Raw genomic sequence first — 26,558 nt, 5'->3', positions numbered from 1 at the left:
CCGGACAAGCCGATGATGGACTACGAGGCGTTCTTCCGCGAACGCCAGGAAGCCCGTTACGGCGGCAAGGGCGGGCCCAAGTGCTGTTGAATTGATGTAGCCCCTCCTGTGGGAGCGGGCTTGCTCGCGAAGGCGTCGGGTCAGTCGCCATTGATGTGGCTGACCGACCGCCTTCGCGAGCAAGCTCGCTCCCACAATTATTTTGGGGCGGTTTCAAAATTGGCGTACAGCACAAACGCTTTCATTCTTCATGCATCAAGGAGATTCAGTTTTGTCCTCTCCCATTCCGGTCACCATCCTCAGCGGCTTCCTTGGCGCCGGCAAGACCACGCTGTTGCGCCACCTGCTCAAGGCCGGGCACGGCTTGAAAATCGCCGTGATCGAAAACGAATTCAGCGATGCCGGTATCGACACCCAATTGCTCGGCGATGAGCCGGTGCAAGTCATGACCCTGGCCAACGGCTGCGTGTGCTGCACCATCCACACCGACCTGACCAAGGCCCTGTACCTGTTGCTCGAACGGCTGGACAGTGGCGAGATCGCTTTCGACCGCCTGGTGATCGAGTGCACCGGCCTGGCCGACCCGGCGCCGGTGGCCCAGACATTCTTCATCGACGAAGATTTGCGCGAGCGCTACATCCTCGACGGGATCCTGACCCTGGTGGATGCCGCTCACGCCGACGTCCACCTGACCCAGGCCATCGCCCAAGCCCAGGTCGGGTTTGCCGATCGCCTGCTCCTGAGCAAGACCGACCTGGTGGACGCGGCGCAAGTCCAGGCCCTTGGCGAGCGCCTGACGCGCATCAACCGGCGGGCGCCCATCAGGGTGGTGGAACACGGCAAGATCGACTTGGCCGAACTGCTCGACATCCGTGGCTTCAATCTCAATGCGGACCTGGGGGCAGGGTTCAGCCTGCGGCCGGTCGGCAAGGCCACCCCCGGTGATCGGATCAGCAGCCTGGTGCTGCGCACCGACAAACCGCTGGATATCGAAAAACTCAGCGAGTTCATGAATCAGTTGCTGGAAGAGCACGGCAAGCAGTTGCTGCGCTACAAAGGCGTTCTGAACATCGCTGGCGAACCCCGCAGGTTGGTTTTCCAGGGCGTGCTCAAGCTGTACGGTTTCGATTGGGACACCGATTGGGCTCCCGGCGAAGCCCGGGAAAGCGTGATCGTGTTCATCGCCGACGAACTGCCCGAAGAAAAAATCCGCGCAGGCTTCGAAGCCATCCTACTTTGACGTCCCGCTAACTGCGGTAAAACCTTGTGGCGAGGAAATAACTCCCCGCCACAAGGCTGTCTGGGTTTTTTGGGCTGGCCCTACATGCCTTCGCGCAGGCTCAAGATAAAGGTGATCTTTGATTTTTCCTCGGTCTCGGCAAGATAGATATAAGGCGAGCCACGTACTCTTAATCCACCGACATATTTGTTCACAGTGGTCATGAGCGAGACAGGCGTATGTGGGGTGTTGATGTTTTTTCGCGTGATGATGTTTTGTTGATGGTCAACAAGGATGAAACGCGTCGGATTAACAGTGTTTGAACTTTCTGCCCCGAGCACTTCAAGCAAGCTCCTGCTAATCAGTTTGTTATAGTGTTCCCCGGGGTTTTTCAGGGTCAGGATGTAGCCGTTGGGCGTCGGCCGGAAATGCAACATCAATTGGGTGCGGTCCACGCCTTGGGCTTCGGGGCGCATGCCGAGCAAGTGTGAGTGATCCTGGGTTTGCGGTTTGCCGGTAAAAAATCCACCACTGAAGGAACTGACGGTGGCCATCGCGGGTTTACCGTGCAGTGTTTCAAGTAGATTTACGCGAGCGTCAAACATGCGAAGCGACGCATGAAAAGATTGTTCACTGTCCATGTGATCATTCGGTCCTTTATTGAGTTTTGAAGTGTGGGATGGAGCGAAGCGGATCTTATTGGTTTATTGATCGTCGGGGGTGTTATCTGTATTGCAGGAAGTTAAGTGTGAAGGCGGGTATTGAGTGTTAGAAGTTAGTTGGAAGGGTCTATTTAATAATCAATAAAAAAGCCCGCATCTTTCGAGGCGGGCCTTTTTTTATTGCGGTCTTACGGGTTATTAAACGCCGTACACCGGCAGCTTCTTGCAGATAGCCTTGACCTTCTCGCGAACGGCATCGATGACCGCTTCGTTGTTCAGGTCAGCCAGGATGTCGCAGATCCAGCCTGCCAGCTCCTTGCACTCGGTTTCCTTGAAACCGCGGGTGGTTACGGCAGGGGTGCCGAAACGCAGGCCCGAGGTGACGAACGGGGAACGCGGGTCGTTGGGCACCGAGTTCTTGTTCACGGTGATGAACGCCTTACCCAGCGCCGCGTCGGCGTCTTTGCCGGAAATTTCCTGCTTGATCAGCGACAGCAGGAACAGGTGGTTCTCGGTGCCACCCGACACGACGTCGAAGCCGCGCTCGATGAATACACCGGCCATGGCCTTGGCGTTCTTCACCACTTGCTGCTGGTAAGCCTTGAACTCAGGTTGCAGCGCTTCCTTGAAGCAGATCGCCTTGGCAGCGATGACGTGCTCCAGCGGGCCGCCCTGGGCGCCCGGGAAGACGGCGGAGTTCAACTTCTTCTCGATGTCGGCGTTGGCGCGAGCCAGGATCAGGCCGCCACGTGGACCGCGCAGGGTCTTGTGGGTAGTGGTAGTGACCACGTCGGCGAACGGCACCGGGTTCGGGTAGACGCCCGCGGCGACCAGGCCCGCCACGTGAGCCATGTCCACGAACAGGTAGGCACCGACTTTGTCGGCGATTTCACGGAAGCGCGGGAAGTCGAGGATCTGCGAGTACGCAGAGAAACCGGCCACGATCATTTTCGGCTTGTGCTCGAGGGCCAGGCGCTCGACTTCGTCGTAGTCGATCAGGCCGTTGCCGTCGATGCCGTACTGGACAGCGTTGTACAGCTTGCCCGAGGAGGAAACGCTGGCGCCGTGGGTCAGGTGGCCGCCGTGGGCCAGGCTCATGCCCAGGATGGTGTCGCCGGCCGACAGCAGCGCCAGGTACACGGCAGCGTTGGCTTGGGAACCGGCGTGGGGCTGGACGTTGGCGTAATCGGCGCCGAACAGTTGCTTGGCACGGTCGATGGCCAGTTGCTCGACCACGTCGACGTATTCGCAGCCGCCGTAGTAGCGCTTGCCTGGGTAGCCTTCGGCGTACTTGTTGGTCAGTACCGAGCCTTGAGCTTCCATCACCGCGGGGCTGGTGTAGTTTTCCGAAGCGATCAGCTCAATGTGCTCTTCCTGGCGCTGAGCTTCTTGCTCCATGGCGGCAAAGAGATCGGCGTCGTACTTGGCAATAGTCAAATCACGGCTGAACATGGCGGTCCTCAAGGATCGGGGGCAGAAAAGGGGGGCATTCTAACCCAACCGGTTTTGGAAGGCATATGAAAGGACGTCATGTGGCGGACGAAAGGGATTCACCCAGTACTCAGCGTTGCCCGGGCGGGCCCCTTCGCGAGCGAGCTCGCTCCCACATTTTGAAATGCGTTTCCCCTGTGGGAGCGGGCTTGCTCGCGAAGAGGCCCGCCCAGCCACCACAAGATTTCAGTCGAGCATGAACAGCGCATCATTACTGAACTGCGCTTCAAACCGGTTGGCCGGCATCGGCCGGCCGAACAGGTAGCCCTGGACTTCGTCGCAGCCGTGTTCGCGCAGGAAGTCCAGTTGCTCGTGGGTCTCGACGCCCTCGGCGATAACCGCCAGGTTGAGGCTGTGGGCCATGGCAATGATCGCCCGGGCGATCTCCCACATTTTGAAATGCGTTTGCCCTGTGGGAGCGGGCTTGCTCGCGAAGAGGCCCGCCCAGCCACCACAAGATTTCAGTCGAGCATGAACAGCGCATCATTACTGAACTGCGCTTCAAACCGGTTGGCCGGCATCGGCCGGCCGAACAGGTAGCCCTGGACTTCGTCGCAGCCGTGTTCGCGCAGGAAGTCCAGTTGCTCGTGGGTCTCGACGCCCTCGGCGATAACCGCCAGGTTGAGGCTGTGGGCCATGGCAATGATCGCCCGGGCGATCTGTGCATCCTGCTCGCCGGACGGCAAGCCATCGACGAAGGTGCGGTCGATCTTCAGCACGTCGATGGGAAATTGCTTGAGGTAGTTGAGCGACGAATAACCGGTGCCGAAGTCGTCCACGGCGATGCTCAGGCCGAGGTTCTTCAGGCCGGCCAGGATCTGCATGGCCTCGCTGACTTCGCGCATCAGGATACTTTCGGTCAGTTCCAGCTCCAGGCACGCCGGTGGCAGGCCGGTGCTGCGCAGGATATTGGCGATGCGCGTGCCGAGCTGGCCGTCGGAGAACTGCCGGGCCGAAATGTTGACCGACACCTTCGGCACCCGGACCTTGTCCTGGTGCCAGGTCCTGAGCTGCCGGCAAGCTTCGGTAATGACCCAGTCGCCGACGTCCACCACCAGCCCCAATTCCTCGAGGACCGGGATGAAGTCCCCCGGCGGCACCAGCCCGCGTCGTGGATGGCGCCAGCGCAGCAGGGCCTCGGCGCCGGTCAGACGCTTGCCGTCACCGCTGAATTGCGGCTGGTAATACAACACGAATTCGTTCTGCTCCAAGGCATGGCGCAGGTCGCTTTCCAGTTCCAGCCGTTCCAGGGCGCTGGCGTTCATGTCGGCCTGATAGAACTGGAAGTTGTTCTTGCCGCGTTCCTTGGCGTGATACATGGCCGTGTCGGCGTTTTTCATCAACTGGCTCAGTTCGTTGCCGTCCTGAGGGCTCAGGGCGATACCGATACTGGCAGTAACGAAGAACTCTCGACCTTCGAGCACGAATGGTCGAACCAGGCTGGCGAGGATCTGCTCGGCCACGGTGATCGCCCGGTTCAGCGCCATTTCGCGGCTGACCCGCGGTTGCAGCAGCAGGGTGAACTCGTCGCCGCCCATGCGCGCCACGGTGTCGTCGTCGGCGACACAGCCGAGCAGCCGGGTGGCCATTTCCTTGAGCATCCGGTCGCCAGCGGCATGGCCCAGGGAGTCGTTGATCGGCTTGAAGCGGTCCAGGTCGAGGAACATCAGCACGACCCAGGATTTCTGCCGCTCGGCCGATTGCAGCGCGGTGTGCAGGCGATCCTGAAACAGCGTGCGGTTGGGCAGGTGGGTCAGGGCGTCATAGTAGGCCAGGCGATGGATGCGCTGCTCGCTGGCCTTGCGTTCACTGATGTCGCTGAAGAAACACACGTAGCTGGCCAGGTCGCCTTCGTCATCGAGCACGGCGGTGATGCCGACCCAGGCGGGGTAATGTTCGCCATTGCGACGCTTGAGCCAGACTTCGCCTTCCCAGGTGCTGTGCTGCTGAAGTTGCTTGAGCACGTAGCGCAGGTGGGCTTCCTGCTGCTCGTCCACGGTCAGCATGGTCGGCAACTGGTCGAGAACCTGCGACACCGCATAACCACTGACGCGGCTGAACGCTTCGTTGGCCTGGACAATGTAGCCGGCCGGGTCAGTGATCAGGATCGCCGAAGTGGAATGCTCGAATACCGTGGCGGCCATGCGCAGGTCTTTTTCGGCGCGGCGCTGCTGGCTGATGTCACGGCCGACACCGAGCACCCCTTCGAACCCGCCATTGTCATCCCACACCAGCACCAGCCGGAGTTCGATAGGGATTTTGCGTCCATCGGCACGCAGGCAGTCGAACAGGTACAGCTGGGTTTGCATCTGGTTGCGCAGCTCGGCCAGTTGCTCGGGCTTGTCGAGGGCCTTGCTGACCCGGTCCATCAGGGTATAGATGCCGGTCAACTGTTGCGGATTGGCAATGGTCGACTGCCAGCCGTTCTGGAAGATCCATTCGGCGTTGTAGCCCAGCACCGCTTGTACCGATGGGCTGACATAGTTGAGCGAAAGCTTGCTGTCAGTGGAAAAAATCACATCGCTGATGCTTTCGGCGAGCATCCGGTAGCGCTGTTCGCTGTCACGCAGGGATTCACTGGCCTCGATCTGCTCGGTGACGTCCTTGGCCACGCCGATGATCCGTGTCACCTGGTTATGCCGGTCCCGAGCCAATGCCTGCTCGCGGATGTCGAAGCGCCGCCATTTGCCATTGCGATGGCGAAAGCGCAACTGGCATTGCAGCAGTTGGGCGTACCCGGCCCGTCGTTGTTCCTGACGCAGGCCGTGATAGTGATCGGCGTCTTCGTTGTGCAGCAGGATTTCCCAGAAGTATTCACCCATCTGGTGCAGTTCGGTGCGGTCGTAGCCCAGGGTCTGGCCCAGGTGATGGTTGCTGAAGATCATCCGCTGGCTGATCACGTCTTGCACATAGAGATGATCCGGTACGGTGCGCACCACATCGGACCAGAAACCCTCGCGCTCGAGCAGCGAAAGCTCGATCAGCTTGCGGCTGGTAATGTCGTTGATGCTGAGGATAACGGCGCTGTAGTCTTGCTGATTCTCTGGCAGGCGCAGCACCAGCCACAGATGCTGTTCGCGGCCATGGGCGTCCTGGAGCCGGATTTCCAGTTCCAGTTGCTTGTGTTGATCGAGCAACGCTTCGAGCAGCTTAGAGCCAACGGGGTTGCTGTCCTGCGGCGCCTTGCCGACCAATAACTGCCAGGCCTGTTCGCAGGAATCGACATTGAGCAGTTTCAGCGCCATCCGGTTGACTTCGGTGACGTGAACTTCCTGGCGCAGCAGTTCGAGTTGCTCGGGAGCCTCCAGCCAAGCGCGCAACTGATCGCCATCGCGCAGGCCGGCCCGCTCGAAAAACGCCTTGAGCCCCGACAGGTCGAGCACGCAAAGGGCCACGCCAGTGCCTTCGAAAATATCCTGGTAGCGACGCCGACCTTCGTGCAATTGCCGTTGGCGCCGCCGCATGTTCAGCAGCGCAATCACCGGCAGCAACGAAAACGCCAAGCCCAGCAGGCATTTGCCGATGAAGGCCGGCAGCAGTTGCTCGATCACTTGACTGCGGTCGAACAAACCCCGCAATTGCCAGTCGCTGCTACTCAGCGGCACGGTCAATACGGTGTTCTCCAAGTCCTCCGGGGACAAGCGGGTAGGGCTGATCGAGGGCAGGCTCTCGTCGCGGCTGATGATCTGCTGGTTGAGGCGGTTTTCCACCACCCATAGCGGGCGCAGCCCCACATCGGCCTGCTTGGTCAGTGTTGCAAAAAAACTCGGGGTCAGGCGCAGGGCCCAATAGCCGCGACTGCTGCCGCTGGCCTGATGCAACAACAGATGCACGACGGAGCCGTCTTCGGCATTGCTGAAATAGTGGGCCTGGGCGCGACTGCGCCGCACCAGTTCCCCCAGGAAATCGGCGTCCTGGCTGTCGGCTTCGCTGTCACTGAGCACCCGGCCGGAAGGGCTCAGCAAGGCCAGGCTGCGCAATTGGGGCAAGGATTGCTGGAGCTTGCGGACCAGGGCCTGCTGTTCGTCGACACTTTGCGGTTGTTCGACGATCGGTAGCAGGTTGAGGGCGATTTGCGCGTTCAAGGCCATGTTCAGGCTGACTTGCGCGGCCAGGTCGGCGGTGTAATCGATGGTGTATTGGCGCTGTTGCTGCTGGGTTGCACGCAATTGATCGAGCAGTTGCCAGAAGAGCAAGCCGAGCAACAGCAACACTAACGTAGCCAGCGCGCCCTTCAATGTCCCGCGCAGGGGCGAGCCGGGCACGACGGTCGGTGCACGTGGGGACAGGGGCGGCGTGACGTTGGACAAGCTGTAATCCTGCGGTTTGCTGGACTGGCGCGACGTGCACTATAAGCCGGACGGCCGAAGGGCGGCTAGCATGCCTTGCCTTGTGGCAAAGTGCCAGCCCCTGGCGGCTGGACCTTGACCGACGGTTGAGGTAGCTTTGCCGGTCAAACAAGAGCGCTCCAGCTCCAGACATCCAGGCTCTATCGGCCCGCAGGCATTGATGTCAATCACATGCCGGCGCCGCGCATGGCCTGGCTCGTTCTTTTTCACCTGTCACTGACGCTAGGTTCACCATGGCTCAATACGTCTTCACCATGCATCGGCTGAGCAAAGTTGTTCCGCCGAAGCGGGAAATCCTGAAAAACATTTCGCTGTCGTTCTTCCCTGGCGCCAAGATCGGCGTCCTGGGCCTCAACGGTTCGGGCAAATCCACACTGCTGAAAATCATGGCCGGCGTCGATAACGAATTCGACGGCGAAGCCCGCCCGATGCCGGACCTGAACATCGGCTACCTGCCCCAGGAACCGCAGCTGGACCCAAGCAAGACCGTCCGCGAAGTGGTCGAGGAAGCGGTCAGCGTCATCAAGGACGCCCAGGCACGGCTGGACGAAGTCTATGCGGCCTATGCCGATCCGGATGCCGACTTCGACAAGCTGGCCGCCGAACAGGCCAAGCTCGAAGCGATCCTGCAGGCCAGCGATGGCCACAACCTGGAGCGTCAGCTGGAAGTTGCCGCCGATGCGTTGCGCTTGCCGGCGTGGGACGCGAAGGTCGAGCACCTGTCAGGCGGTGAAAAGCGCCGCGTGGCCCTGTGCCGCCTGCTGCTGTCCGCCCCGGACATGTTGCTGCTCGACGAACCGACCAACCACTTGGACGCCGATTCCGTCGCCTGGCTCGAACACTTCCTGCACGACTTCCCGGGCACCGTGGTCGCGATCACGCACGACCGTTACTTCCTGGACAACGTCGCCGGCTGGATCCTGGAACTGGACCGCGGCGCAGGCATTCCGTACGAGGGCAACTATTCGGGCTGGCTGGAAGCCAAGTCCGATCGTCTGGCCCAGGAATCCAAGCAGCAGTCGGCCCATGAAAAAGCCATGAAGGAAGAACTGGAGTGGGTGCGCAAAGGCGCCAAGGCCCGCCAGTCCAAATCCAAGGCACGTCTGCAACGCTTCGAGGAAATGCAGTCCCAGGAATTCCAGAAGCGCAGCGAGACCAACGAGATCTATATCCCGGCCGGCCCGCGCCTGGGTGACAAGGTCATCGAATTCAAGAACGTCAGCAAGGGCTACGGCGACCGCGTGCTGATCGACAACCTGTCGTTCTCCATGCCCAAGGGCGCCATCGTCGGTGTGATCGGTGGTAACGGCGCGGGTAAGTCCACGCTGTTCCGTATGTTGATGGGCAAGGAAACACCGGATTCGGGCAGCATCGAAATCGGCGAAACCGTGCAGTTGGCGTGCGTCGACCAGAGCCGCGAGGACCTGGACGGCAGCAAGACCGTGTTCCAGCAGATTTCCGACGGCTCCGACCAGATCCGCATCGGCAACTATGAAATCCCTTCGCGTACCTACGTAGGACGCTTCAACTTCAAGGGCGGAGACCAGCAGAAGTTCGTCAAGGACTTGTCCGGCGGTGAGCGCGGCCGCTTGCACCTGGCGTTGACCTTGAAAGAGGGCGGCAACGTCCTGCTGCTTGACGAACCGTCCAACGACCTTGACGTCGAAACCCTGCGTTCCCTGGAAGAGGCCTTGTTGGACTTCCCGGGCGCCGCCATTGTGATCTCCCACGATCGGTGGTTCCTCGACCGTGTGGCGACCCACATCCTGGCGTACGAAGACGATTCGCAAGCGGTGTTCTTCGAAGGCAACTACACCGAGTACGAAGCCGATCGCAAGAAACGCCTCGGCGAAGCAGCGGCCCAGCCGCATCGCGTGCGGCACAAGAAACTGGCCTGATTCGGCCATCCGGTAAGCTGTAAAACCTGTGGGAGCGGGCTTGCTCGCGAAGGCGTCGGATCAGTCAGCATTGTGTTGACGGATCCACCGCTTTCGCGAGCAAGCCCGCTCCCACAGTGGTTTCGAGCTCTTCTCAAAAATGTGTGATCGTTCTTATCTGCTTTAGCCGACGTACTTATACCGGTATCGCAAAATCAAGCGAAAGTATGTTGGGAATGCTCGGATCCATCACATACAGCAGGGCATAACCCGCGCCCGCAATACCGGTCAGCAGGCTGACGTCAGGCACACGGTCGCTGTCAAGCGATGGCCCTTCGAAAAACTGCTGGGCGACGTCCTCAAGCGCCTTCCTGACCCTGCCCAGGCCGTCGGCGTTATCTGCATGCCGATACAAGTCATACAGGCAGACCAGATTGCCGAAGTCGCCATGACACAGGTTGTAGCCCTCGCCAAACCCATGCCGCCAGAGATTGTTCTCGCACCGCTGGATGTCGTCGAGCACGGTCCGCCGGGTCGCTTCGTCCAGTGCGTGTCCCATCGATTGCATGAGCTGTCGCCTGGCGATGAGGATGCCTCCATCGCCGTGGCACCATTTGGATGTATGGTCCACGGGCCCAAGGTCGCGCAGGTCCAGCCAGAAACCATCCCGGCTCAAGCGATTTTCCCCCTCAAGCACCTGGACGGCCAGGGGCACCAACGCCGCATCGCCGGTCACGTCATACGCTTTGCACAACGCATGAATGACGCCGGAAAGACCGTGAGACAGCCCGGTCAAGATGACGGAGCGATCATCGCGCCGTAGAAGCTGGCCTTCCTCAACCAGGATTTGCTCCCTTATGTAGTCAACCATGCGTCGAATGGCCGACAGCACATCCTCGCGCGCGGACAGCGCATGGATATTGGCCAATAGCGTCACCGCGCCGCAGCAACCTGCGAGGAAGTCGAAATCATAGTTTTCGGGAGGCACTTCAATCAGTTGGGTCAGCAGGTCGGCGATTCTTTCATCATGTTTTGGATCGCCCGTGATATGCCGCCGGTTGATGAGCAGATAGAGGTAAGACCCCAGCCCATGATAGGCACTGACGCTTAGATCGGTCTTGAAGAAACCGAAGTGTTGCTCCAGGGAGTACAGCACCTGGTCCGTGAGCCTCAGAAAGCGAGTCTGGCCACTCACTTTGAACAGGCTCAGATAGAACAACCCAATCCCGGCGATACCGGAATACAACCCATGGTCCATGGGCGTGGGGTATCTTCGTTGCGTCGTGGGGTGCAAGTGAAAAGACAGCCAGCTTACGTCTGGCGCTGTTCCCATGACAGCGAGCGCCTCCACACGGGCGGCGATACTCAAGACTGCTTCGAGTCGGTCCGTTGGGGGCGCGTCTAGAGGCTTCACGTGCGTCTGCCTGGTGCGCAGTGGCGGTTGGCCGTGGGGCTCTGGAAACAGGCAGATTTCGAGCAGGGTGCATTGCAGTGCCTTGTCTGCTTGGGAAAGGTCAGCCAGTTTCTGCAGGCAGCTCCTGATCGGTGGCTCCACCGGGGCCATTTCTATGGTTTCGCCCTGGGTGCTTGTCAAGTAGCTGGAGTTGAGGGACATGGTGAAACACGGAATGCTGGATCTTCGCAAGTCGGCGATTTCATAACGGGGAATGTTCTTCTCCCGATAGACGTCCTTCAAGTCTTTCCACAGGGTGGCCAGCAGGAGTTCTCGATCCAGCATGTTTTGCATAAAACGTGGATGGCGGCTTAGTCCGATGAAGTCGGCATAACGCTGGGAGTTCTTGAACAGTACCCGGGTGGACAATTCGCCTGCCGAATATTCCAGGCTCTGCATGATCGAACGCCGATGAATCATCAACTGGTCGTAGGCATATTCAAAGCCATCAAGAAGTTCCGCTTTATACGCTTCGAATCCCCTGTGTTCACCGTGGCAGTGTGGTAGATGTTTTTGCAGCGGCTGATGTTCGAATTGAACCTTACGCAAATGATAGAAGCCATCTTCGAACACCAGTGATTGGCGCGAGGAAATGAACTGCTCTTGCCGCGTGAGTCCGCTCTGGTCGTTTTTGGAGTGATGCGAAAAAGGTAGGAAGCCACTGGAGCACACCGACTGTTGAATCAACTTGAATGCATTGAACAATGCGCAGTTGGCAGGTAGGTCGTGCAGCAGCTCGCTGGTAGACGCGGTGAACAAACACTCGAGGTCAATCATGACCGGGCTGCTTGCACACGCAATGATATTTTCGTAGTGAAAATCGATGCCGTTCAGTGCGTGGATAAGGGCCATCTGCGCGCCCATTCTTTTATAGAACAGCGCGATGTCCGCTTCGCTGTCGCAAGGCAGGTTGTCGATTCTTTCTACCCAGCTGTGCCGCTCATGACTGAGGATTTTGGGGGCATGGATAGAAAAACAATCGGCGCCTGTCCACTCGTGCAATTGTCCAAGAAGACGATTGAAGAACAGCGCCTCCCGGCTCGCTCTGGGTTTGTAGACCAGGGATAGCGCGCCGATTTTTACTTCGCAGACCGTTTCGCCGCGGCCATGGGGATCACCCAGGCCGAGTTCGATCGCCTCGATTCTTCGGGAGGGGATACAGAACGCTTTCTCAAGCGCTTCAATATCGGCGGCGAAGTCGAGGATGACTGCATAAAGGTAGCGGCTGGTGTCCTCCAACAGATCCAGCAACAGGCTGGCCAACACTGGATAGGATTCAAAAAATGTTTGCAGCGGCAATGTGCGCAGCTGTTCATTGAAACCGGTCAGATCGATGCCATCGCCGTCGGCAATCCGTGTGTTCAGATAATGCACCAGGCTTTGTTCCGAAGTGCGTCCGACCCGGGCCAGCACATAGCGTTCAAGGCTTGCGAACAGGGCAGGTTCATCGATATGCATCGATGCAGTGGCGTAGCGCGGGTCGGCCTTGAACATGTCCACGAAATAAAGAAAAAAACGGTAGCCGAACCAATAAAAATTGTCCTCGCCTGCCGAGGTCGTTTTCGTCTCGGTGCCAAGACTGTCTAGCTGGATAATCTTTGCCTTCAAGGCATCCAGGGCGGTTTCGCCGTCGAACGGCAAGCGCTGGTTGTTGGCTGGGGCCTTGATGTAGGCGGACAGTTGCGCCCTGTCCAACCCAAAGTACTTCAACAAGGCCTGGTCATCCGCGTGCAGGCGGGTCAGGTTGTTTTCAAAAAGGGCGATTTCGCGAGCGGAAGAGAATCTGTGCTGGCCTCGCTGATTCAGCTTCAGGGAGTTGATAAGCATGCCGTAGCTCCTGACATGGATAGAGCAGGCAATGCCTGCTCTATGTTTTCATCGATGGCCTGTTTCGGCGATCAGTCGAGCGGGATCAGCAGCCCAACGTGGAGCATTCAAGATTGGTGCATGTCCCGAACGTGTTGCATTCCATTGTCGTTGCCAGTATTTCCGTCATGTTATTAGCAGGCGCTTGATAGGCGTCGAATTCGAGATTGAAGTCGCCGGACATGTTCAGGATCTGTTCGCTCATGATAGTTTCCTCATCAGTATTAACAGTAAGTACAGTGACCACAGGTCGATCGGGTGCCAGCAAGTGCATCCGAACTGTAGGACGTTAATGAATTTGTTTGTGAAGTTAGGGAGTGTCAGGGTATTGCTTATGTAACGTTTAGCACAAAAGCGCGGTGCAGTGGACAGTGCCACACTCGACAATGGTCAGTGCGGTCGCTTCAATGCCAGGGTTATTCGCGTGCTGGTAGGACTTGAAGTCGCACTCGAAGTTGCCGGACATCGCCAGTAGTTGCTCGCTCATGATGCACCTCCGTTGTGATTGTTGCGCACTTTTGAAGTGCGGGAAAACAGTAGCATGCGGCTGAACTAACACCAACTTGTCGTTATGACTTTATGTTGCGATTACGCCGGTCAGGCATCTAGATAATTGTCGGTTTGCTGGAGGGCTAATAGGCATTGAACAAGCAAGGCGGCAATGAGCTGAATTTGATATTTTTTATCGTTGTTTTTATTAAGGCGCACGTTAATCGAGATCTATGGCAACGACTTCAATGGCGAGATTCCCCGCCGGTCGCTCCCATATCACCTCATCGCCAATCCGGGTTCCCAATAATGCCCGCCCCAGAGGCGACCCCCAGTTGACCAGCCCATTGGCCGCGTCGGCCTGGTCTTCGCCGACCAATTGCACCCGCCGTTCGTGATCCTCTTCATCGACGAACGTTACCCAATGTCCGATTCGCACTTGCTCGGATGCGTTCGGCGCTACGACTTGCGCGCTTTGCAAACGCTGATTGAAATATCGCAGGTCCCGTTCGATGTCAGCGAGGCGCTGCTTGTCTGCCTGATCGCTGCGGGCAGACTGCTGGGCGTGCAAAGCCTGCAACTCGGCGACCCGGGCCTGTAGCTGGGCGAGCCCGGTGGGCGTGACGTAGTTGGGTTGCGCGCTGATCTGGCGCTCGACCGGCTGGTCGGCCTGGGCAGCTGCGGTGTCTTCGTTGACGAAAGCGCGACTCATGGTGTTCTCCTCTAGGAGTTTGGGCCATGGTCGCAGGCTTTTGGTTTCGATGAATGTCTACGCGCGACTTATTGCGAACGATAGGCCCGGGCGGCGTCCCGATCCTTCTCTTGCTGCCAGGCGCGTTCGCGTTCGTCCCAGTGACGTTCACGGTAGGCATCGCGGTCCTCGCTTTCGCGCATCGCCTGGCACTGGCGGAAACCGTCGCTCCAGCCTTCGGCGTAACGGGCATCCTTGAGATAACGCGGCACATCTTTTCTGAACTGGCCTGTGATTGCCCCGGCCGCTTGCCGACCACTGCTGCAACCGTCGTCATAGCCGTCGGCGAATGCCGGTGGATAACCGCGGGAAATCAGGTCTTCATGGGTCGTTTCGCAACCACCGAGCAACATCAACATACCCAGCATTACCACCGCGCGTTTCATCTTCTGCCTGCCTGACGTAACTACTTACCAGAAGTCTAGAAGTGGATTCGTCAGGCCGGTGTGAAAGCGCTGTGATTTATCTGTTCATCTCTGCATGCGTACGGCTTGCCCTACTCAATAGTGATACCACTTCACCTCGAGCATCACCTCGTTTTCCGGCGACGCCATGTGACTGAATTCGCGCTGGGCACTCAAGCGCAGGCCGAGGTTGCGGGATATTTCCCACTGTTGATTCAGGCTCAGGCTACGACGCACTTCGCCGTTGACGAAATAATCGCCCTTGGCTTCCACGCTCAGGTTGCCCAATGGGTTTTTCCACAGCACGCCGCTGTTGAAACCGGTGGCTGGGGCGATGAACTGGGCGAAGTCGTTGTTGTGCTCGACCCGCACCGTGCCCAGGGCGAAGCCCAAGACATCCTCCCCCAGTGCCCATGTACCGCCGGCGCCGCCGTTGACGTGGCTGACCAATGTCTCATCGTCATGCTTGCCCGGTACCCGCTCCAGGCCGCCGGTGACCTGCCAGGACAGCGGTTGCAGCAGCTCGTTGCGCGGGGTCAGGGAGCGTATGGTCGCCAGGTCCAGTTGTTGCACCTGCCAATCGTTGCCTTCGTACTGGCGCAGTTTCAACTGCAGGATTTCGATCTGCGCCCCTAGCGGGAAGCTCTCGGCGTTGTCGTTGAGATCGTGGTAGGCCATGCGCAGGCCATACTCGCCGAATGCCCGATCTCCTCGCGTGCCGAGGCCGGCCTGCCAGGTACGCGATTCATGGCCGTCCTCGGGCAGGCCCGGCCGGGGGATATCGAGCTCCGGCGCAGGGTTCTGGTTGATCGCTCGCAACAATTGGAAGCTGCGCTGGGCGCGTTGCGGATCACGCTCCTGGCCATTGGCGCGATAACGCTCCAGGCGATAGGCCGCATCGATGATCAGCGCCTGGCGTGCCCGTGGCAGCGCCTTGAAAGCGGGAGTCTGCAGTTGCTCTTGGTCGGCGCTGATCTTCAGTACCCATTGTTGTTCGTCGCCGGTGAGCGGTTCGGCGCGGCTGAGCAGTTCCCGTTCACGGGACGGCCGATACTCGATACTTTCCACCAGGCCGGCTTCCTTCACGGCCTTGACGGTGTCGGTGGGGATCGCTGTCAGCGGGAACTGTTCGGTCAGGCGCAGGCTGGGGCGAGCCACTTGCAGCAATTCGAGCAGGCGATAAGAACAATTTTCGTCGAAAAAGAAATAATCGAACTGGATCTGCTTGAGCTCCCAGACGTGCTCGACCATGCGTTCGGTTTCCGCCTGGCTCAGGTTGAGGCGGTATTCCCACAGGTCGCGGTTCTCCAGGCTGCGGTATTCGGAGAGTTTTTCCTGATAGGGCACCAGGGCGAACAGGCCGGGATAGCCGCCCATCAGGCCTTTCCAGGCGTAAAGAATGCTGTTGTCCGAGCCCTCGATGTAGGCGCCGAAATTGATGGCGTAGCTGAGCAGGGCGGTCTTGTCCCTTTGCACGTCCGCCTGGTCGATGCGCAACAAGGTGTGTCCGAACATTGAAGAAGGGCTGTTCAGGTAAGCCGCGGGAAAGATCATCACCGCGCTGTGGGGAGACACGTCCTTGAACCACTGGGTGAATTCGCTGCAATTGACGGTGGGCAGGTCCGTCAGGTTCAGCTGTGCCTTCAACCAGCGCGTACGCGCCGGGTATACGCACTGGGCATGTCGCTCGCCGACATTGGCTGGGGCGTACAGGGCCTGCAGCGTAGCGGTCAGTTCTCGGTCGGGGTGCTCGTTGCCATCGGGTGCGAGGAAGAATTTGCGGTCGCTGATATAGCTGCGCCAGCCGCCAAGCTTGGCGGTTTCGTAGTGGCCCAGGGAAATCCAGAAGCGGTCGTTGGCCAGTTGCTGCAAACGTTGAGGGTCGACATGAGGCGCGGCGGACAGCGGGGCGCACACACAGAGCGCCAGCCAGGCAAGGCGTTTGAGCATAGTCGGCTACTTGGGAAGTCGAAAAATAAAGACCGGAAGGGGCCCCAAAAAGAAAACCCGCTCCCCGAGAGGAGCGAGTGGTGTCGAGCTTAAGCTTGAGTCGCGTACTTGGCCAGGCGCGGATCGCTTTTCAGTACGGCCAGGGTGTTGGTATGCACGTCTTCTGCGGTCACGTCAGCCTTGCTGAAGATCTGCTGGAAGTGCTCGTGGGTGACAGCGGAGAAATGAGCGCGGTCTTCCGGTGCTACGCCCAGTACCACGGCATAGGTGGTCAGCGCTTCGCCCTGACCCTTGGCCATGTCTTCGGACAGCTCGTTCATCATGCCGTTCATGGCCAGCCAGGACTTGCCACCGTAGGTCAGTGCCGCGTTGGTCGAGCAGCCGTTGGTACCGGAGGTCATGCCGAAGGTCGCGTTGCCGGACGTGCCGTTGGTGGTGGATGCCAGGAAGTGAGCCGGGGTGCCACGCTGACCTTCGAACAGCATGTTGCCCCAGCCGCAATCCGGACCGCCCGGCGCCTGAGCCATGGCGTTGATGGATACAGCGGTGAAGAGAGTACCGAGAAGAATCCGTTTCATAGCTATGTTCTCTTTATGTGCATACCAATGGACAGGGTCTGGCACCTGGCGGCGCCAGTGGGCCGGTTATTGTTCCAGCCGCGCAGTTTGGAGTTTAGGCACGATCCCAGGGTTCCGTGGCATTTTGCAAAAACTATCCGGCAAGTCATGAATCTACAGGGCCCTTCGCGGCATTCGCAGGTTGACTATGCTTTGGCCTGAGGCGCTCCTTGCCAGCCAGGTACAGGCAGCGCCAGAATGCCGCTATCTGCCCCGCCTGATGTAAGGATGCCCGATGCCTGATCCTGTTGCTGCCAGCTTGCGTCTAGCGCCCGAAGCGCTGACCCGTCCGTTTTCCGCTGAACAGTTCAGCTTCTCTACCACCAATGATCTGGAGCCCTTTCGCGGTGTGCTTGGCCAGGAACGTGCCGTCGAGGCACTGCAATTCGGCGTGGCCATGCCGCGCCCCGGCTACAACGTATTCGTCATGGGAGAGCCCGGCACCGGCCGGTTTTCGTTCGTAAAACGCTACCTCAAGGCCGAAGGCAAGCGCCTGCAGACCCCGGCGGACTGGGTCTATGTCAACAATTTCGATGAGCCTCGCGAACCCCGCGCCCTGGAGCTGCCATCGGGCACCGCCGGCGCTTTCATCGCGGATATCAATGGCTTGATCGACAACCTGCTGGCAACGTTTCCGGCGGTGTTCGAGCATCCGTCCTACCAGCAGAAGAAAAGCGCCATTGACCGTGCCTTCAACCAGCGCTACGACCGCGCCCTGGATGTGATCGAGCGCCTGGCACTGGAAAAAGACGTCGCGTTGTACCGTGACAGCAGCAACATCGCCTTCACGCCGATGAGTGACGGCAAGGCCTTGGACGAGGCGGAATTCGCCCAATTGCCGGAGGCCGAGCGCGAGCGTTTCCATGAAGACATTTCCGGTCTCGAAGAGCGCTTGAACGAAGAACTCGCCAGCCTGCCGCAGTGGAAGCGCGAGTCCAGCAACCAGCTGCGCCAGCTCAACGAAGAAACCATTACCCTGGCGCTGCAACCGCTTCTGGCGCCGCTGTCGGAAAAATACGCCGAGAACGCCGCAGTCTGCGGTTACCTGCAAGCCATGCAGGTCTATCTGCTCAAGACCGTGGTCGAGCAACTGGTGGACGACAGCAAGACCGACGCCATCGCCCGCAAGCTGCTGGAGGAGCAATACGCGCCGAGCCTGGTGGTCGGGCATCCGTTCAGCGGCGGCGCCCCGGTGGTGTTCGAGCCGCACCCAACCTACGACAACCTGTTCGGCCGCATCGAGTACAGCACCGACCAAGGCGCGCTCTACACCACCTACCGGCAGTTGCGTCCCGGCGCCTTGCACCGGGCCAATGGCGGTTTCCTGATCCTGGAAGCGGAAAAAATGCTCGGCGAGCCGTTCGTGTGGGATGCGCTCAAGCGCGCCCTGCAATCGCGCAAGCTGAAAATGGAGTCGCCACTGGGTGAGCTGGGCCGACTGGCCACGGTGACCCTGACGCCGCAGCACATCCCGTTGCAGGTCAAGGTGGTGATCATCGGCGCGCGCCAGCTCTACTATGCGTTGCAGGACCTGGATCCGGACTTCCAGGAAATGTTTCGTGTGCTCGTGGACTTTGACGAAGACATCCCGATGGGCGACGAGAGCCTGGAGCAGTTCGCCCAGTTGCTCAAGACCCGCACTTCGGAGGAGGGCATGGCACCGCTGACCGCCGATGCGGTGGCGCGCCTGGCGACCTACAGCGCTCGTTTGGCCGAACACCAGGGGCGCTTGTCGGCGCGTATCGGTGATCTGTTCCAACTGGTCAGCGAGGCGGACTTCATTCGCCAACTGGCCGGTGACGAGATGACCGACGCCGGCCACATCGAGCGCGCGCTCAAGGCCAAGGCCACCCGTACCGGGCGTGTCTCGGCGCGGATTCTCGACGACATGCTGGCAGGGATCATCCTGATCGACACCGACGGCGCCGCTGTCGGCAAGTGCAACGGGCTGACGGTGCTGGAGGTCGGTGATTCGGCATTCGGTGTGCCGGCACGGATCTCCGCCACGGTGTACCCGGGCGGCAGTGGCATCGTCGACATCGAGCGGGAGGTCAACCTCGGCCAGCCGATTCACTCCAAGGGCGTGATGATTCTCACGGGTTACCTTGGCAGTCGCTATGCCCAGGAATTCCCACTGGCGATTTCGGCCAGTATCGCCTTGGAGCAATCCTACGGGTACGTGGACGGTGACAGCGCCTCCTTGGGCGAGGCTTGCACGCTGATTTCGGCCTTGTCGAAAACGCCTTTGAAGCAATGCTTCGCCATCACCGGCTCGATCAACCAGTTCGGTGAAGTGCAGGCGGTGGGTGGGGTCAACGAGAAGATCGAAGGGTTCTTCCGTCTTTGCGAAGCCCGCGGGCTGACGGGTGAGCAAGGGGCGATCATTCCCCAGGCCAACGTCGCGACCCTGATGCTCGATGAGAAAGTGCTGGCCGCCGTGCGCGCCGGGCAGTTCCACGTGTATGCCGTGCGCCAGGCCGACGAAGCCCTGAGCCTGCTGGTGGGTGAGCCTGCTGGCGAGCCGGATGAAAATGGCGAATTCCCCGAAGGCAGCGTCAACGCGCGAGTGGTGGAGCGGTTGCGGGTGATCGCGGAGATGATCAGCGAAGACGACATCAAGGAAGCGGAGAAGGAATTGGCGCAGCAAGCCCTGGCGGAAGCCAAGCCGGCTTGATACTTGTCTGATCGTTGCAATGCCCATGTGGGAGCGAGCTTGCTCGCGATGGCGGAATGTCAGTCAGTGATGTCTTGACTGCCTTATCGCTGTCGCGAGCAAGCTCGCTCCCACAATAGTTTTTGCAGCAGATTATTGTCAGAAATGCCGCCACTTTGGCGTCAATATTCACACTATGACCATTCGGCGCATTCTGGTCTCGAAAAGCCATCATCCAGGAACTTTTCTTCTATCCTCAGCTCAAGGATAACGAGAGCCATCATCGGATCGAAACAGCCTCCCACGGGGCTGAATACCGGATCTACCGAGGGGCGCCGCCATGTCGCGCAACCTTTGTCTTACTCGCCAGTGCCTGGGCCTTGTAACCCGTATCGAATGTGCCATCCGTCCCCTCGCGGGAGATACAGGCATGTGGACCTTACTCTTTGCCGCCGGAATGGCAGGTGAGCAACCTTCCGCCATCAAGGCCCAAGGGCCGTTCCCTGGTCCAACCGCCGCAGAAACCATTCTAAATACCATCGTCCAGAGCCTGACCTTGCATGGCTATGAGCTGGCCGACGACCCGCAGATCTGGAGTTTGCACATGCAGGCCCAACTGCGGGAAATCAACGGCGGCCGTTGTCGCAACGTCGGCGGTTTCGAATTTCGTCCGTTGCATTGAGGGCCGCCAACGCAGCGGGCGTTGACAGTGAAACCTGCACAGGGCGGGGCCAGGGATGGGCCCGGCGTTTGTGGGGCAGTTCGTGGCTGATATACTCGCCGCGATTTTTCAGCCCTGGTGTGAGATTCAATGGAACGCTTTATCGAAAATGCAATGTACGCCTCCCGTTGGCTGCTGGCGCCGATTTACTTCGGGTTGTCCCTGGGCTTGCTGGCCCTGGCGCTGAAATTCTTCCAGGAAGTCTTTCACGTCATCCCCAACGTTTTTTCCATGGCCGAATCCGACCTGATCCTGGTGCTGCTGTCGCTGATCGACATGGCGCTGGTGGGCGGCCTGCTGGTGATGGTGATGATTTCCGGCTACGAGAACTTCGTCTCGCAACTGGATATCGATTCTGACAAGGAAAAGCTCAACTGGCTGGGCACCATGGACTCTTCATCGCTGAAGATGAAAGTCGCCGCCTCGATCGTGGCCATTTCCTCCATTCACCTGCTGCGCATCTTCATGGACGCCAAGAACGTCGATCCCGAGCACTTGAAGTGGTACGTGATCATCCACATGACCTTCGTGGTCTCGGCGTTTGCCATGGGCTATCTGGATAAACTGACCAAGCACTGAGGCACCTGACCAGTGCTGGCGCAACGCCCGCCTGTTGAAAAGCAGGCGGGCGTTGTGGTTTCTGGCGCGGCGCTTTGACGGAGGGGCGCGTTACCCGCCCCGGCATCTGTGCTAGTCTGCTCGCCCTTTTGGTTCCGGGCGCTCCGGGAGGCGCTGTGTCACCCACGGCAATTTCCCGAGCCGTCCGCACAGCGGAGCAGCATCATGTCCGAAGTTAACCTGTCCACCGACGAAACCCGCGTCAGCTACGGCATTGGCCGTCAGTTGGGCGACCAACTGCGCGACAACCCGCCACCAGGCGTCAGCCTGGACGCGATCCTGGCCGGCCTGACCGACGCCTTTGCCGGCAAGCCAAGCCGTGTGGGGCAGGACGAGATGTCCGCCAGCTTCAAGGTCATTCGCGAAATCATGCAGGCCGAAGCGGCTGCCAAGGCTGAAGCGGCTGCTGGCGAAGGCCTTGCGTTCCTGGCCGAAAACGCCAAGCGTGAAGGCATCACCACCCTGGCTTCGGGTCTGCAATTCGAAGTGCTGACCCAGGGCGACGGCGCCAAGCCGACCCGTGAAGACCAGGTTCGTACCCATTACCACGGCACCCTGATCGACGGTACTGTATTCGACAGTTCCTACGATCGTGGCCAGCCGGCTGAATTCCCGGTGAGCGGCGTTATTCCAGGCTGGACCGAAGCGTTGCAACTGATGAGCGCCGGCAGCAAATGGCGCCTGTACGTGCCGAGCGAACTGGCCTATGGCGCTCAAGGCGTCGGCAGCATTCCGCCGCACAGCGTACTGGTGTTTGACGTTGAGTTGCTGGACGTTCTGTAAGGTTTGCTGACTCGGTAGTTTCCAGTGGGAGCGGGCTTGCTCGCGAATGCGATCTGCCAGTCGACGTTATCGTTACCTGACAGACCGCTTTCGCGAGCAAGTCCGCTCCCACATTATTTCTGCGGTCATCCTTGAAACCTGCCATTGAACTCGCTTGTCGGGCGCAACGCTCGGGCATAGCAGAACAGGAACAGGTTACGCACCAGCTCCTTGAGCACCAACGGTTCGCTGGAATTGAGACTGTTGAGGTCCAGATCCCCTTGGTCCTGCAGCTCGTTCAATGCTTCTTCCTCAAGCACCGCACAGACTTCCCCGGTTTCCCGATGCAAGATCCTGAGGTAGGGGTGTGGGCGGTCCAGCCAGGCATCGATCAAATAAGTCATGGTTCTCATCTCCTTGATGGGTTTGATGAGAATAATTCTTATTCGCTAAATAGCAAGTCTCTATTGGTGTTCCGATTCTTTTTCTGACGATGGGTGCTGGCAGCTCAGGACGGCCGGCGTCTGGCTAGCACTTGGGAAGGCAGGGCAGGGGCGGTGAGGGCAAGGCGCCGTCCCACGCAGGGGCGTGGGACGGGATACAGAAGATTCAGACTTTTCTGACGAACTCGGATTTGAGCTTCATCGGGCCGATGCCGTCGATCTTGCAGTCGATGTCGTGGTCGCCATCGCACAAGCGGATGTTCTTGACCTTGGTGCCAACCTTGACCACCAGCGATGTGCCCTTGACCTTGAGATCTTTGATCACGGTGATGGTGTCGCCGTCCTGCAGGACGTTGCCGACCGAATCCTTCTTCACGGCGTCATCGGATACCGTCTCGGCTTCGCCACTGGCGGACCATTCGTGGGCACACTCCGGGCAGACCAGTTGGGTACCGTCTTCGTAGGTGTATTCGGAATTGCATTTCGGGCAGGGAGGCAACGTGCTCACTAAGGTTCCTTGGGTATCAGGAGGACAAAAGGGCGCACATTGTATAGGGTTTTAGGTAGGGAAGGGTGGGACAATGCTTAACCCCTGTGGGAGCGAGCCTGCTCGCCATAGCGGTGCGTCATTCAGCATTAAGCTGGCTGATACAGCCCATCGCGAGCAGGCTCGCTCCCACAGGTTCTTTATGCCATCAATGAGTACGGGCCACCGCAAACTCGCTCAGTTCCACCAGCGCGTCGCGGTATTCGCTGGCCGGCAGCGCGTCGAGGCATTTGATCGCGCGGGCGACGTAGTCCTGCGCCAGTTTTGCGGTGTATGCCAGGGAGCCGGACGCTTCCACCGCCTCACGAATGCTTTCCAGATCCTCGATGCCGCCTTTCTGGATCGCCTGGCGAACCAGCGCCGCCTGTTCTGGCGTGCCTTCGCGCATGGTGTAGATCAGGGGCAGGGTCGGCTTGCCTTCGGCCAGGTCGTCGCCGACGTTCTTGCCCAGGGTTTCGGCGTCGCCCTTGTAGTCGAGCAGGTCGTCCACCAGTTGGAACGCCACGCCCAGGTGATCGCCAAAGGTGCGCAGTGCTTCGCTCTGCTCGGCGGTGGCACCGGCCAGGGCGGCGGCGCTGTGGGTCGAGGCTTCGAAGAGCATCGCGGTCTTGCCGCGGATGACCTCCATGTAGGTCTCTTCGGTAGTGCTGGCGTCACGCACCTTGGACAGTTGCAGCACTTCGCCTTCGGCGATGATGCGCGTGGCCTGGGATAGGATCTTCATCACTGGCATGGAGCCCAGCTCAACCATCATTTCGAACGAGCGCGAATACAGGAAGTCGCCCACTAGCACGCTCGGAGCGTTGCCCCACATGGCGTTGGCGGTGGAGCGGCCGCGGCGCATGCCGGACATGTCGACCACGTCGTCGTGTAGCAGGGTCGCGGTGTGCAGGAATTCGATGGTGGCCGCCAGCAGGCGCATGTCGTCGCCTTCGCGACCCAAGGCCTTGCCGCACAACAGCACTAATAAAGGACGCAGGCGCTTGCCTCCAGCAGAAGTGATGTAGTCGCCGATTTTCGATACCAGCGGCACTCGGGAAGTCAGCTGCTTCTTGATGATGCCGTCGACGGCGCTAAAATCGTCCGCCACCGCGCGGTGGAAAGCTTGGGGTTGCATCAGCGACAGGTGCTCCAGAAGGGTTGCGCGGCATGCTAGGACCCCCACCCAGGCCTGTCAAGGCGCACGCTTCGAATGGTGCGGACGGCTACTTGCAAGGCTCGAGCGGCTTGCGTACAATCGCGCACCCTGAACTTCCTGGGCAGCACCTGCCTTACGCAATTGCATCCGGGCCTTCCAGCCCATGCAGCCATGCCAGCCAATACCTCTTCTTATAAAGCGCTGGGTGAGCAGGATTATCGGAGAAATACCATGTCGTACGCAGTAATTGTTACTGGTGGCAAGCAATACAAGGTCGCCCCAGGTGAATACCTGAAGATCGAAAAACTGGAAATCGCCACTGGCGAATCCGTGACTTTTGATCGCGTTCTGTTGGTCGCCAACGGCGATGACGTGAATATCGGCGCTCCAGTTGTTGCTGGCGCTACCGTTGTGGCTGAAGTGATCTCCCAAGGTCGTCACGATAAAGTCCGCATCATCAAGTTCCGTCGTCGTAAGCACCACATGAAGCGCATGGGCCACCGCCAGTGGTACACCGAGATCAAAATCACCGGTATTCAGGCTTAATTTCAGCCTAATTCCTCACTAGGAGAATTGAACTCATGGCACACAAAAAAGCTGGTGGTAGTACCCGTAACGGTCGCGACTCAGAAGCCAAACGCCTTGGCGTGAAGATGTATGGCGGCCAGAAGATCATTCCGGGCAACATCATCGTGCGTCAGCGCGGCACCCAATTCCACGCCGGTTACGGTGTTGGCATGGGTAAGGATCACACCCTCTTCGCTAAAATCGAAGGCGTGATCAAGTTCGAAGTAAAGGGCGCGTTCAACCGCCGTTACGTGAGTGTTGTCGCGGCTTAATCGCGAGAATGCTGGAAAAGCCCTGTCTTGCGACGGGGCTTTTTCGTTTGTGGGGTGAGTCTCTTGCAAAACTGTTTGTATGGGCTGTCAACGCTGCAATTGGGGCGTTTCATCAGGTCGCTGCGCTCATTTTTGCAAGAGTCTTATGTCTTGTTTTTTTGGCTCGTCCGTATGGCGAGAGGCGTGTGTCATGAAGTTTGTTGATGAAGTATCGATTCGAGTAAAGGCTGGCGACGGCGGCAATGGTTGCATGAGTTTCCGTCGGGAAAAATTCATTGAAAACGGTGGTCCGAACGGTGGTGATGGCGGCGACGGCGGCTCGATCTACATGCTCGCCGACGAAAACCTCAACACCCTGGTGGATTACCGTTACACCCGGCACTTCGATGCCGAGCGTGGTTCCAACGGCGGCAGCACCGACTGCACCGGCAAGAAGGGCGAAGACCTGGTCCTGCGCGTGCCGGTCGGCACCACGGTGATCGACTCGGCCACCCAGGAAGTCATTGGCGACCTGACCAAGGCCGGCCAGCGCTTGCTGGTAGCTCATGGTGGCTGGCACGGCCTGGGCAACACCCGTTTCAAATCCAGTACCAACCGCGCGCCGCGCCAGACCACGCCAGGCAAGCCTGGCGAGCAGCGTGACCTGAAACTCGAAATGAAAGTGCTGGCCGACGTGGGCCTGCTGGGCTTGCCGAATGCTGGCAAGAGCACCTTCATTCGCTCGGTGTCCGCAGCCAAGCCGAAAGTGGCTGATTACCCATTCACCACCCTGGTGCCGAACCTGGGCGTGGTCAGTGTCGATCGCTGGAAAAGCTTCGTGGTCGCCGACATCCCGGGGCTGATCGAAGGTGCTTCCGACGGTGCCGGCCTGGGGATTCGCTTCCTCAAGCACTTGTCCCGTACCCGTCTGCTGCTGCACCTCGTGGACATGGCACCGCTGGATGAAACCAGTGCCGCCGATGCCGCTGAAGTCATCGTCAGCGAGTTGACCAAGTTCAGCCCGGCCCTGGCCGATCGGGACCGTTGGTTGGTGCTGAACAAGTGTGACCAGATCCTCGAAGAAGAGCATGAGGAGCGGGTTAAGGAAATCGTTGACCGCCTGGAGTGGGAAGGCCCGGTCTACGTGATCTCGGCCATTGCCAAAGAAGGCACCGAGCGCCTGTGCCACGACATCATGCGTTACCTGGAAGATCGCGCCGATCGCCTGGCCAACGACCCGGCCTACAAGGAAGAGCTCGCCGAGCTTGACCAGCGCATCGAAGACGAGGCTCGTGCCCAGTTGCAGGCCCTGGATGACCAGCGTGCCCTGCGCCGCAGCGGCGTGAAATCAGTCCATGACATCGGTGATGACGATTGGGATGAAGAAGACGTGGATGACGAAGACGGTCCGGAGATCATCTACGTTCGCGACTGATCCTTGCTGTCAGCTGAGCTAAAACCTGTGGGAGATTCTATGGTGCGGGGCTACCCCTTAAATGCCTTTCGGTAAGTATTCGCTCTGGTTCTTCAGCAGGGCGAATACCACTCGAGCAAGCTTGCGGGCCAGTGCAACTAATGCTTCGGTTGTGCTGAGTCCCCGGGCCCTCAGTGCCTCATAAAAACCCTTCCATGCCGCTGTGCGCCTCGCCGACATCGCGGCGTTATGCATCAATCGACGTGCCTCTGGGTCACCTCGCTTAGACAAGCAGCGGCGTCCCTTCTTTTTCCCT

24 protein-coding genes and 1 pseudogene are annotated in these 26,558 nt (G+C 59.3%); 10 read left to right on the top strand and 15 right to left on the bottom strand.

The annotated features are described in order from the left end of the window. A partial coding sequence (locus AD663_RS28665; protein WP_157062740.1) for a YbdD/YjiX family protein occupies nt 1–90 on the top strand: 90 nt, incomplete at its 5' end. Nucleotides 91–271: 181 nt separating this feature from the next. After that, nucleotides 272–1,240: a GTPase gene (gene yjiA, locus AD663_RS23280; RefSeq protein WP_003185638.1), complete on the top strand. Its 969-nt coding sequence runs from the start codon at nt 272–274 to the stop codon at nt 1,238–1,240. Between the two features lie 80 nt (nt 1,241–1,320). On the opposite strand, the gene AD663_RS23275 is transcribed toward yjiA, so the two are convergent. From AD663_RS23275 to AD663_RS23260, 4 genes and pseudogenes are all read right to left on the bottom strand, one after another. Next, on the bottom strand, nt 1,321–1,860 hold the full coding sequence (locus AD663_RS23275) for a hypothetical protein (protein WP_003185636.1): 540 nt from the start codon (nt 1,858–1,860) through the stop codon (nt 1,321–1,323). A gap of 219 nt (nt 1,861–2,079) precedes the next feature. Beyond that, entirely contained in the window at nt 2,080–3,333 is a 1,254-nt protein-coding gene (glyA, locus tag AD663_RS23270; protein WP_053214616.1) for a serine hydroxymethyltransferase, read from the bottom strand. A gap of 225 nt (nt 3,334–3,558) precedes the next feature. Then, nucleotides 3,559–3,756: pseudogene (locus AD663_RS23265) on the bottom strand (EAL domain-containing protein); the annotation flags it as partial. Nucleotides 3,757–3,833: 77 nt separating this feature from the next. After that, complete coding sequence (locus AD663_RS23260; protein ID WP_003185631.1) at nt 3,834–7,682, bottom strand: bifunctional diguanylate cyclase/phosphodiesterase; 3,849 nt, start codon at nt 7,680–7,682, stop codon at nt 3,834–3,836. Between the two features lie 272 nt (nt 7,683–7,954). On the opposite strand from AD663_RS23260, the gene ettA reads away from it, so the two are divergent. Then, nucleotides 7,955–9,619 (top strand): energy-dependent translational throttle protein EttA, encoded by a 1,665-nt coding sequence (ettA, locus tag AD663_RS23255; RefSeq protein WP_003185630.1) that lies wholly within the window; start codon nt 7,955–7,957, stop codon nt 9,617–9,619. Nucleotides 9,620–9,794: 175 nt separating this feature from the next. On the opposite strand, the gene lanM is transcribed toward ettA, so the two are convergent. The 7 genes from lanM to AD663_RS23230 form a co-directional block, all read right to left on the bottom strand. Continuing rightward, nucleotides 9,795–12,878 (bottom strand): type 2 lanthipeptide synthetase LanM, encoded by a 3,084-nt coding sequence (lanM, locus tag AD663_RS23250; RefSeq protein WP_003185628.1) that lies wholly within the window; start codon nt 12,876–12,878, stop codon nt 9,795–9,797. A gap of 85 nt (nt 12,879–12,963) precedes the next feature. Further along, entirely contained in the window at nt 12,964–13,122 is a 159-nt protein-coding gene (locus AD663_RS29135; protein WP_172680633.1) for a hypothetical protein, read from the bottom strand. Between the two features lie 138 nt (nt 13,123–13,260). Continuing rightward, nucleotides 13,261–13,404 (bottom strand): hypothetical protein, encoded by a 144-nt coding sequence (locus AD663_RS29130; protein WP_003185624.1) that lies wholly within the window; start codon nt 13,402–13,404, stop codon nt 13,261–13,263. A gap of 222 nt (nt 13,405–13,626) precedes the next feature. Next, the gene (locus AD663_RS23245) at nt 13,627–14,118 is read right to left on the bottom strand and encodes a GreA/GreB family elongation factor (RefSeq protein ID WP_053214614.1); all 492 of its coding nucleotides are present in this window, start codon (nt 14,116–14,118) and stop codon (nt 13,627–13,629) included. A 68-nt stretch (nt 14,119–14,186) separates the two neighbouring features. Continuing rightward, complete coding sequence (locus AD663_RS23240; protein WP_003185620.1) at nt 14,187–14,543, bottom strand: hypothetical protein; 357 nt, start codon at nt 14,541–14,543, stop codon at nt 14,187–14,189. Between the two features lie 114 nt (nt 14,544–14,657). Continuing rightward, the gene (locus AD663_RS23235) at nt 14,658–16,511 is read right to left on the bottom strand and encodes a DUF4105 domain-containing protein (RefSeq protein WP_053214613.1); all 1,854 of its coding nucleotides are present in this window, start codon (nt 16,509–16,511) and stop codon (nt 14,658–14,660) included. Between the two features lie 89 nt (nt 16,512–16,600). Beyond that, nucleotides 16,601–17,089, bottom strand: a complete 489-nt coding sequence (locus AD663_RS23230; protein WP_003185616.1) for a DUF3015 domain-containing protein — start codon at nt 17,087–17,089, stop codon at nt 16,601–16,603. 274 nt (nt 17,090–17,363) lie between these two features. Here AD663_RS23230 and AD663_RS23225 point away from each other — a divergent pair, with 274 nt between their 5' ends. From AD663_RS23225 to AD663_RS23210, 4 genes are all read left to right on the top strand, one after another. Continuing rightward, nucleotides 17,364–19,802 carry a Lon protease family protein gene (locus tag AD663_RS23225; protein WP_003185614.1) on the top strand — a complete coding sequence of 813 codons (2,439 nt, stop codon included), beginning with the start codon at nt 17,364–17,366 and terminating at the stop codon, nt 19,800–19,802. Nucleotides 19,803–20,121: 319 nt separating this feature from the next. After that, nucleotides 20,122–20,463 carry a hypothetical protein gene (locus tag AD663_RS23220; RefSeq protein WP_033046296.1) on the top strand — a complete coding sequence of 114 codons (342 nt, stop codon included), beginning with the start codon at nt 20,122–20,124 and terminating at the stop codon, nt 20,461–20,463. A gap of 129 nt (nt 20,464–20,592) precedes the next feature. Then, complete coding sequence (locus tag AD663_RS23215; protein WP_003185611.1) at nt 20,593–21,081, top strand: TIGR00645 family protein; 489 nt, start codon at nt 20,593–20,595, stop codon at nt 21,079–21,081. 204 nt (nt 21,082–21,285) lie between these two features. Further along, complete coding sequence (locus AD663_RS23210; protein WP_053214612.1) at nt 21,286–21,903, top strand: FKBP-type peptidyl-prolyl cis-trans isomerase; 618 nt, start codon at nt 21,286–21,288, stop codon at nt 21,901–21,903. Between the two features lie 125 nt (nt 21,904–22,028). On the opposite strand, the gene AD663_RS23205 is transcribed toward AD663_RS23210, so the two are convergent. The 3 genes from AD663_RS23205 to AD663_RS23195 all read right to left on the bottom strand — a co-directional run bounded on the left by AD663_RS23205 (nt 22,029) and on the right by AD663_RS23195 (nt 23,989). Then, nucleotides 22,029–22,286 carry a hypothetical protein gene (locus AD663_RS23205; RefSeq protein ID WP_003185606.1) on the bottom strand — a complete coding sequence of 86 codons (258 nt, stop codon included), beginning with the start codon at nt 22,284–22,286 and terminating at the stop codon, nt 22,029–22,031. A gap of 205 nt (nt 22,287–22,491) precedes the next feature. Then, nucleotides 22,492–22,833: a zinc ribbon domain-containing protein YjdM gene (locus tag AD663_RS23200; protein WP_003185603.1), complete on the bottom strand. Its 342-nt coding sequence runs from the start codon at nt 22,831–22,833 to the stop codon at nt 22,492–22,494. A 187-nt stretch (nt 22,834–23,020) separates the two neighbouring features. After that, nucleotides 23,021–23,989 (bottom strand): polyprenyl synthetase family protein, encoded by a 969-nt coding sequence (locus tag AD663_RS23195; protein WP_003185602.1) that lies wholly within the window; start codon nt 23,987–23,989, stop codon nt 23,021–23,023. A 252-nt stretch (nt 23,990–24,241) separates the two neighbouring features. Between AD663_RS23195 and rplU the strand changes: the two genes are divergently transcribed. The 3 genes from rplU (at nt 24,242) to cgtA (ending at nt 26,263) form a co-directional block, all read left to right on the top strand. Next, on the top strand, nt 24,242–24,556 hold the full coding sequence (gene rplU / locus AD663_RS23190) for a 50S ribosomal protein L21 (RefSeq protein ID WP_003176051.1): 315 nt from the start codon (nt 24,242–24,244) through the stop codon (nt 24,554–24,556). Nucleotides 24,557–24,591: 35 nt separating this feature from the next. Further along, complete coding sequence (gene rpmA / locus AD663_RS23185; RefSeq protein ID WP_003176049.1) at nt 24,592–24,849, top strand: 50S ribosomal protein L27; 258 nt, start codon at nt 24,592–24,594, stop codon at nt 24,847–24,849. Between the two features lie 190 nt (nt 24,850–25,039). Next, complete coding sequence (gene cgtA, locus AD663_RS23180; protein WP_003185598.1) at nt 25,040–26,263, top strand: Obg family GTPase CgtA; 1,224 nt, start codon at nt 25,040–25,042, stop codon at nt 26,261–26,263. A 57-nt stretch (nt 26,264–26,320) separates the two neighbouring features. Here cgtA and AD663_RS23175 read toward each other — a convergent pair. After that, nucleotides 26,321–26,558 (bottom strand): transposase (locus AD663_RS23175; RefSeq protein ID WP_156334892.1); only part of this gene is annotated, 238 nt, incomplete at its 5' end.

It is taken from the genome of Pseudomonas sp. Q12-87 (assembly GCF_001269755.1).
GTDB classification, from domain to species: domain Bacteria; phylum Pseudomonadota; class Gammaproteobacteria; order Pseudomonadales; family Pseudomonadaceae; genus Aquipseudomonas; species Aquipseudomonas fluorescens_S.
This window is presented reverse-complemented; position numbering and strand designations above follow the sequence as displayed.

What these genes read in the sequence shown, in the direction of transcription:
- AD663_RS23275 (WP_003185636.1), bottom strand. Translation starts at nt 1,860, where the DNA reads ATGGACAGTGAACAATCTTTTCATGCGTCGCTTCGCATGTTTGACGCT.
- glyA (WP_053214616.1), bottom strand. Translation starts at nt 3,333, where the DNA reads ATGTTCAGCCGTGATTTGACTATTGCCAAGTACGACGCCGATCTCTTT.
- ettA (WP_003185630.1), top strand. Translation starts at nt 7,955, where the DNA reads ATGGCTCAATACGTCTTCACCATGCATCGGCTGAGCAAAGTTGTTCCG.
- lanM (WP_003185628.1), bottom strand. Translation starts at nt 12,878, where the DNA reads ATGCTTATCAACTCCCTGAAGCTGAATCAGCGAGGCCAGCACAGATTC.
- AD663_RS29135 (WP_172680633.1), bottom strand. Translation starts at nt 13,122, where the DNA reads ATGAGCGAACAGATCCTGAACATGTCCGGCGACTTCAATCTCGAATTC.
- AD663_RS29130 (WP_003185624.1), bottom strand. Translation starts at nt 13,404, where the DNA reads ATGAGCGAGCAACTACTGGCGATGTCCGGCAACTTCGAGTGCGACTTC.
- AD663_RS23245 (WP_053214614.1), bottom strand. Translation starts at nt 14,118, where the DNA reads ATGAGTCGCGCTTTCGTCAACGAAGACACCGCAGCTGCCCAGGCCGAC.
- AD663_RS23240 (WP_003185620.1), bottom strand. Translation starts at nt 14,543, where the DNA reads ATGAAACGCGCGGTGGTAATGCTGGGTATGTTGATGTTGCTCGGTGGT.
- AD663_RS23235 (WP_053214613.1), bottom strand. Translation starts at nt 16,511, where the DNA reads ATGCTCAAACGCCTTGCCTGGCTGGCGCTCTGTGTGTGCGCCCCGCTG.
- AD663_RS23230 (WP_003185616.1), bottom strand. Translation starts at nt 17,089, where the DNA reads ATGAAACGGATTCTTCTCGGTACTCTCTTCACCGCTGTATCCATCAAC.
- AD663_RS23225 (WP_003185614.1), top strand. Translation starts at nt 17,364, where the DNA reads ATGCCTGATCCTGTTGCTGCCAGCTTGCGTCTAGCGCCCGAAGCGCTG.
- AD663_RS23220 (WP_033046296.1), top strand. Translation starts at nt 20,122, where the DNA reads ATGTCGCGCAACCTTTGTCTTACTCGCCAGTGCCTGGGCCTTGTAACC.
- AD663_RS23215 (WP_003185611.1), top strand. Translation starts at nt 20,593, where the DNA reads ATGGAACGCTTTATCGAAAATGCAATGTACGCCTCCCGTTGGCTGCTG.
- AD663_RS23210 (WP_053214612.1), top strand. Translation starts at nt 21,286, where the DNA reads ATGTCCGAAGTTAACCTGTCCACCGACGAAACCCGCGTCAGCTACGGC.
- AD663_RS23205 (WP_003185606.1), bottom strand. Translation starts at nt 22,286, where the DNA reads ATGACTTATTTGATCGATGCCTGGCTGGACCGCCCACACCCCTACCTC.
- AD663_RS23195 (WP_003185602.1), bottom strand. Translation starts at nt 23,989, where the DNA reads ATGCAACCCCAAGCTTTCCACCGCGCGGTGGCGGACGATTTTAGCGCC.
- rplU (WP_003176051.1), top strand. Translation starts at nt 24,242, where the DNA reads ATGTCGTACGCAGTAATTGTTACTGGTGGCAAGCAATACAAGGTCGCC.
- rpmA (WP_003176049.1), top strand. Translation starts at nt 24,592, where the DNA reads ATGGCACACAAAAAAGCTGGTGGTAGTACCCGTAACGGTCGCGACTCA.
- cgtA (WP_003185598.1), top strand. Translation starts at nt 25,040, where the DNA reads ATGAAGTTTGTTGATGAAGTATCGATTCGAGTAAAGGCTGGCGACGGC.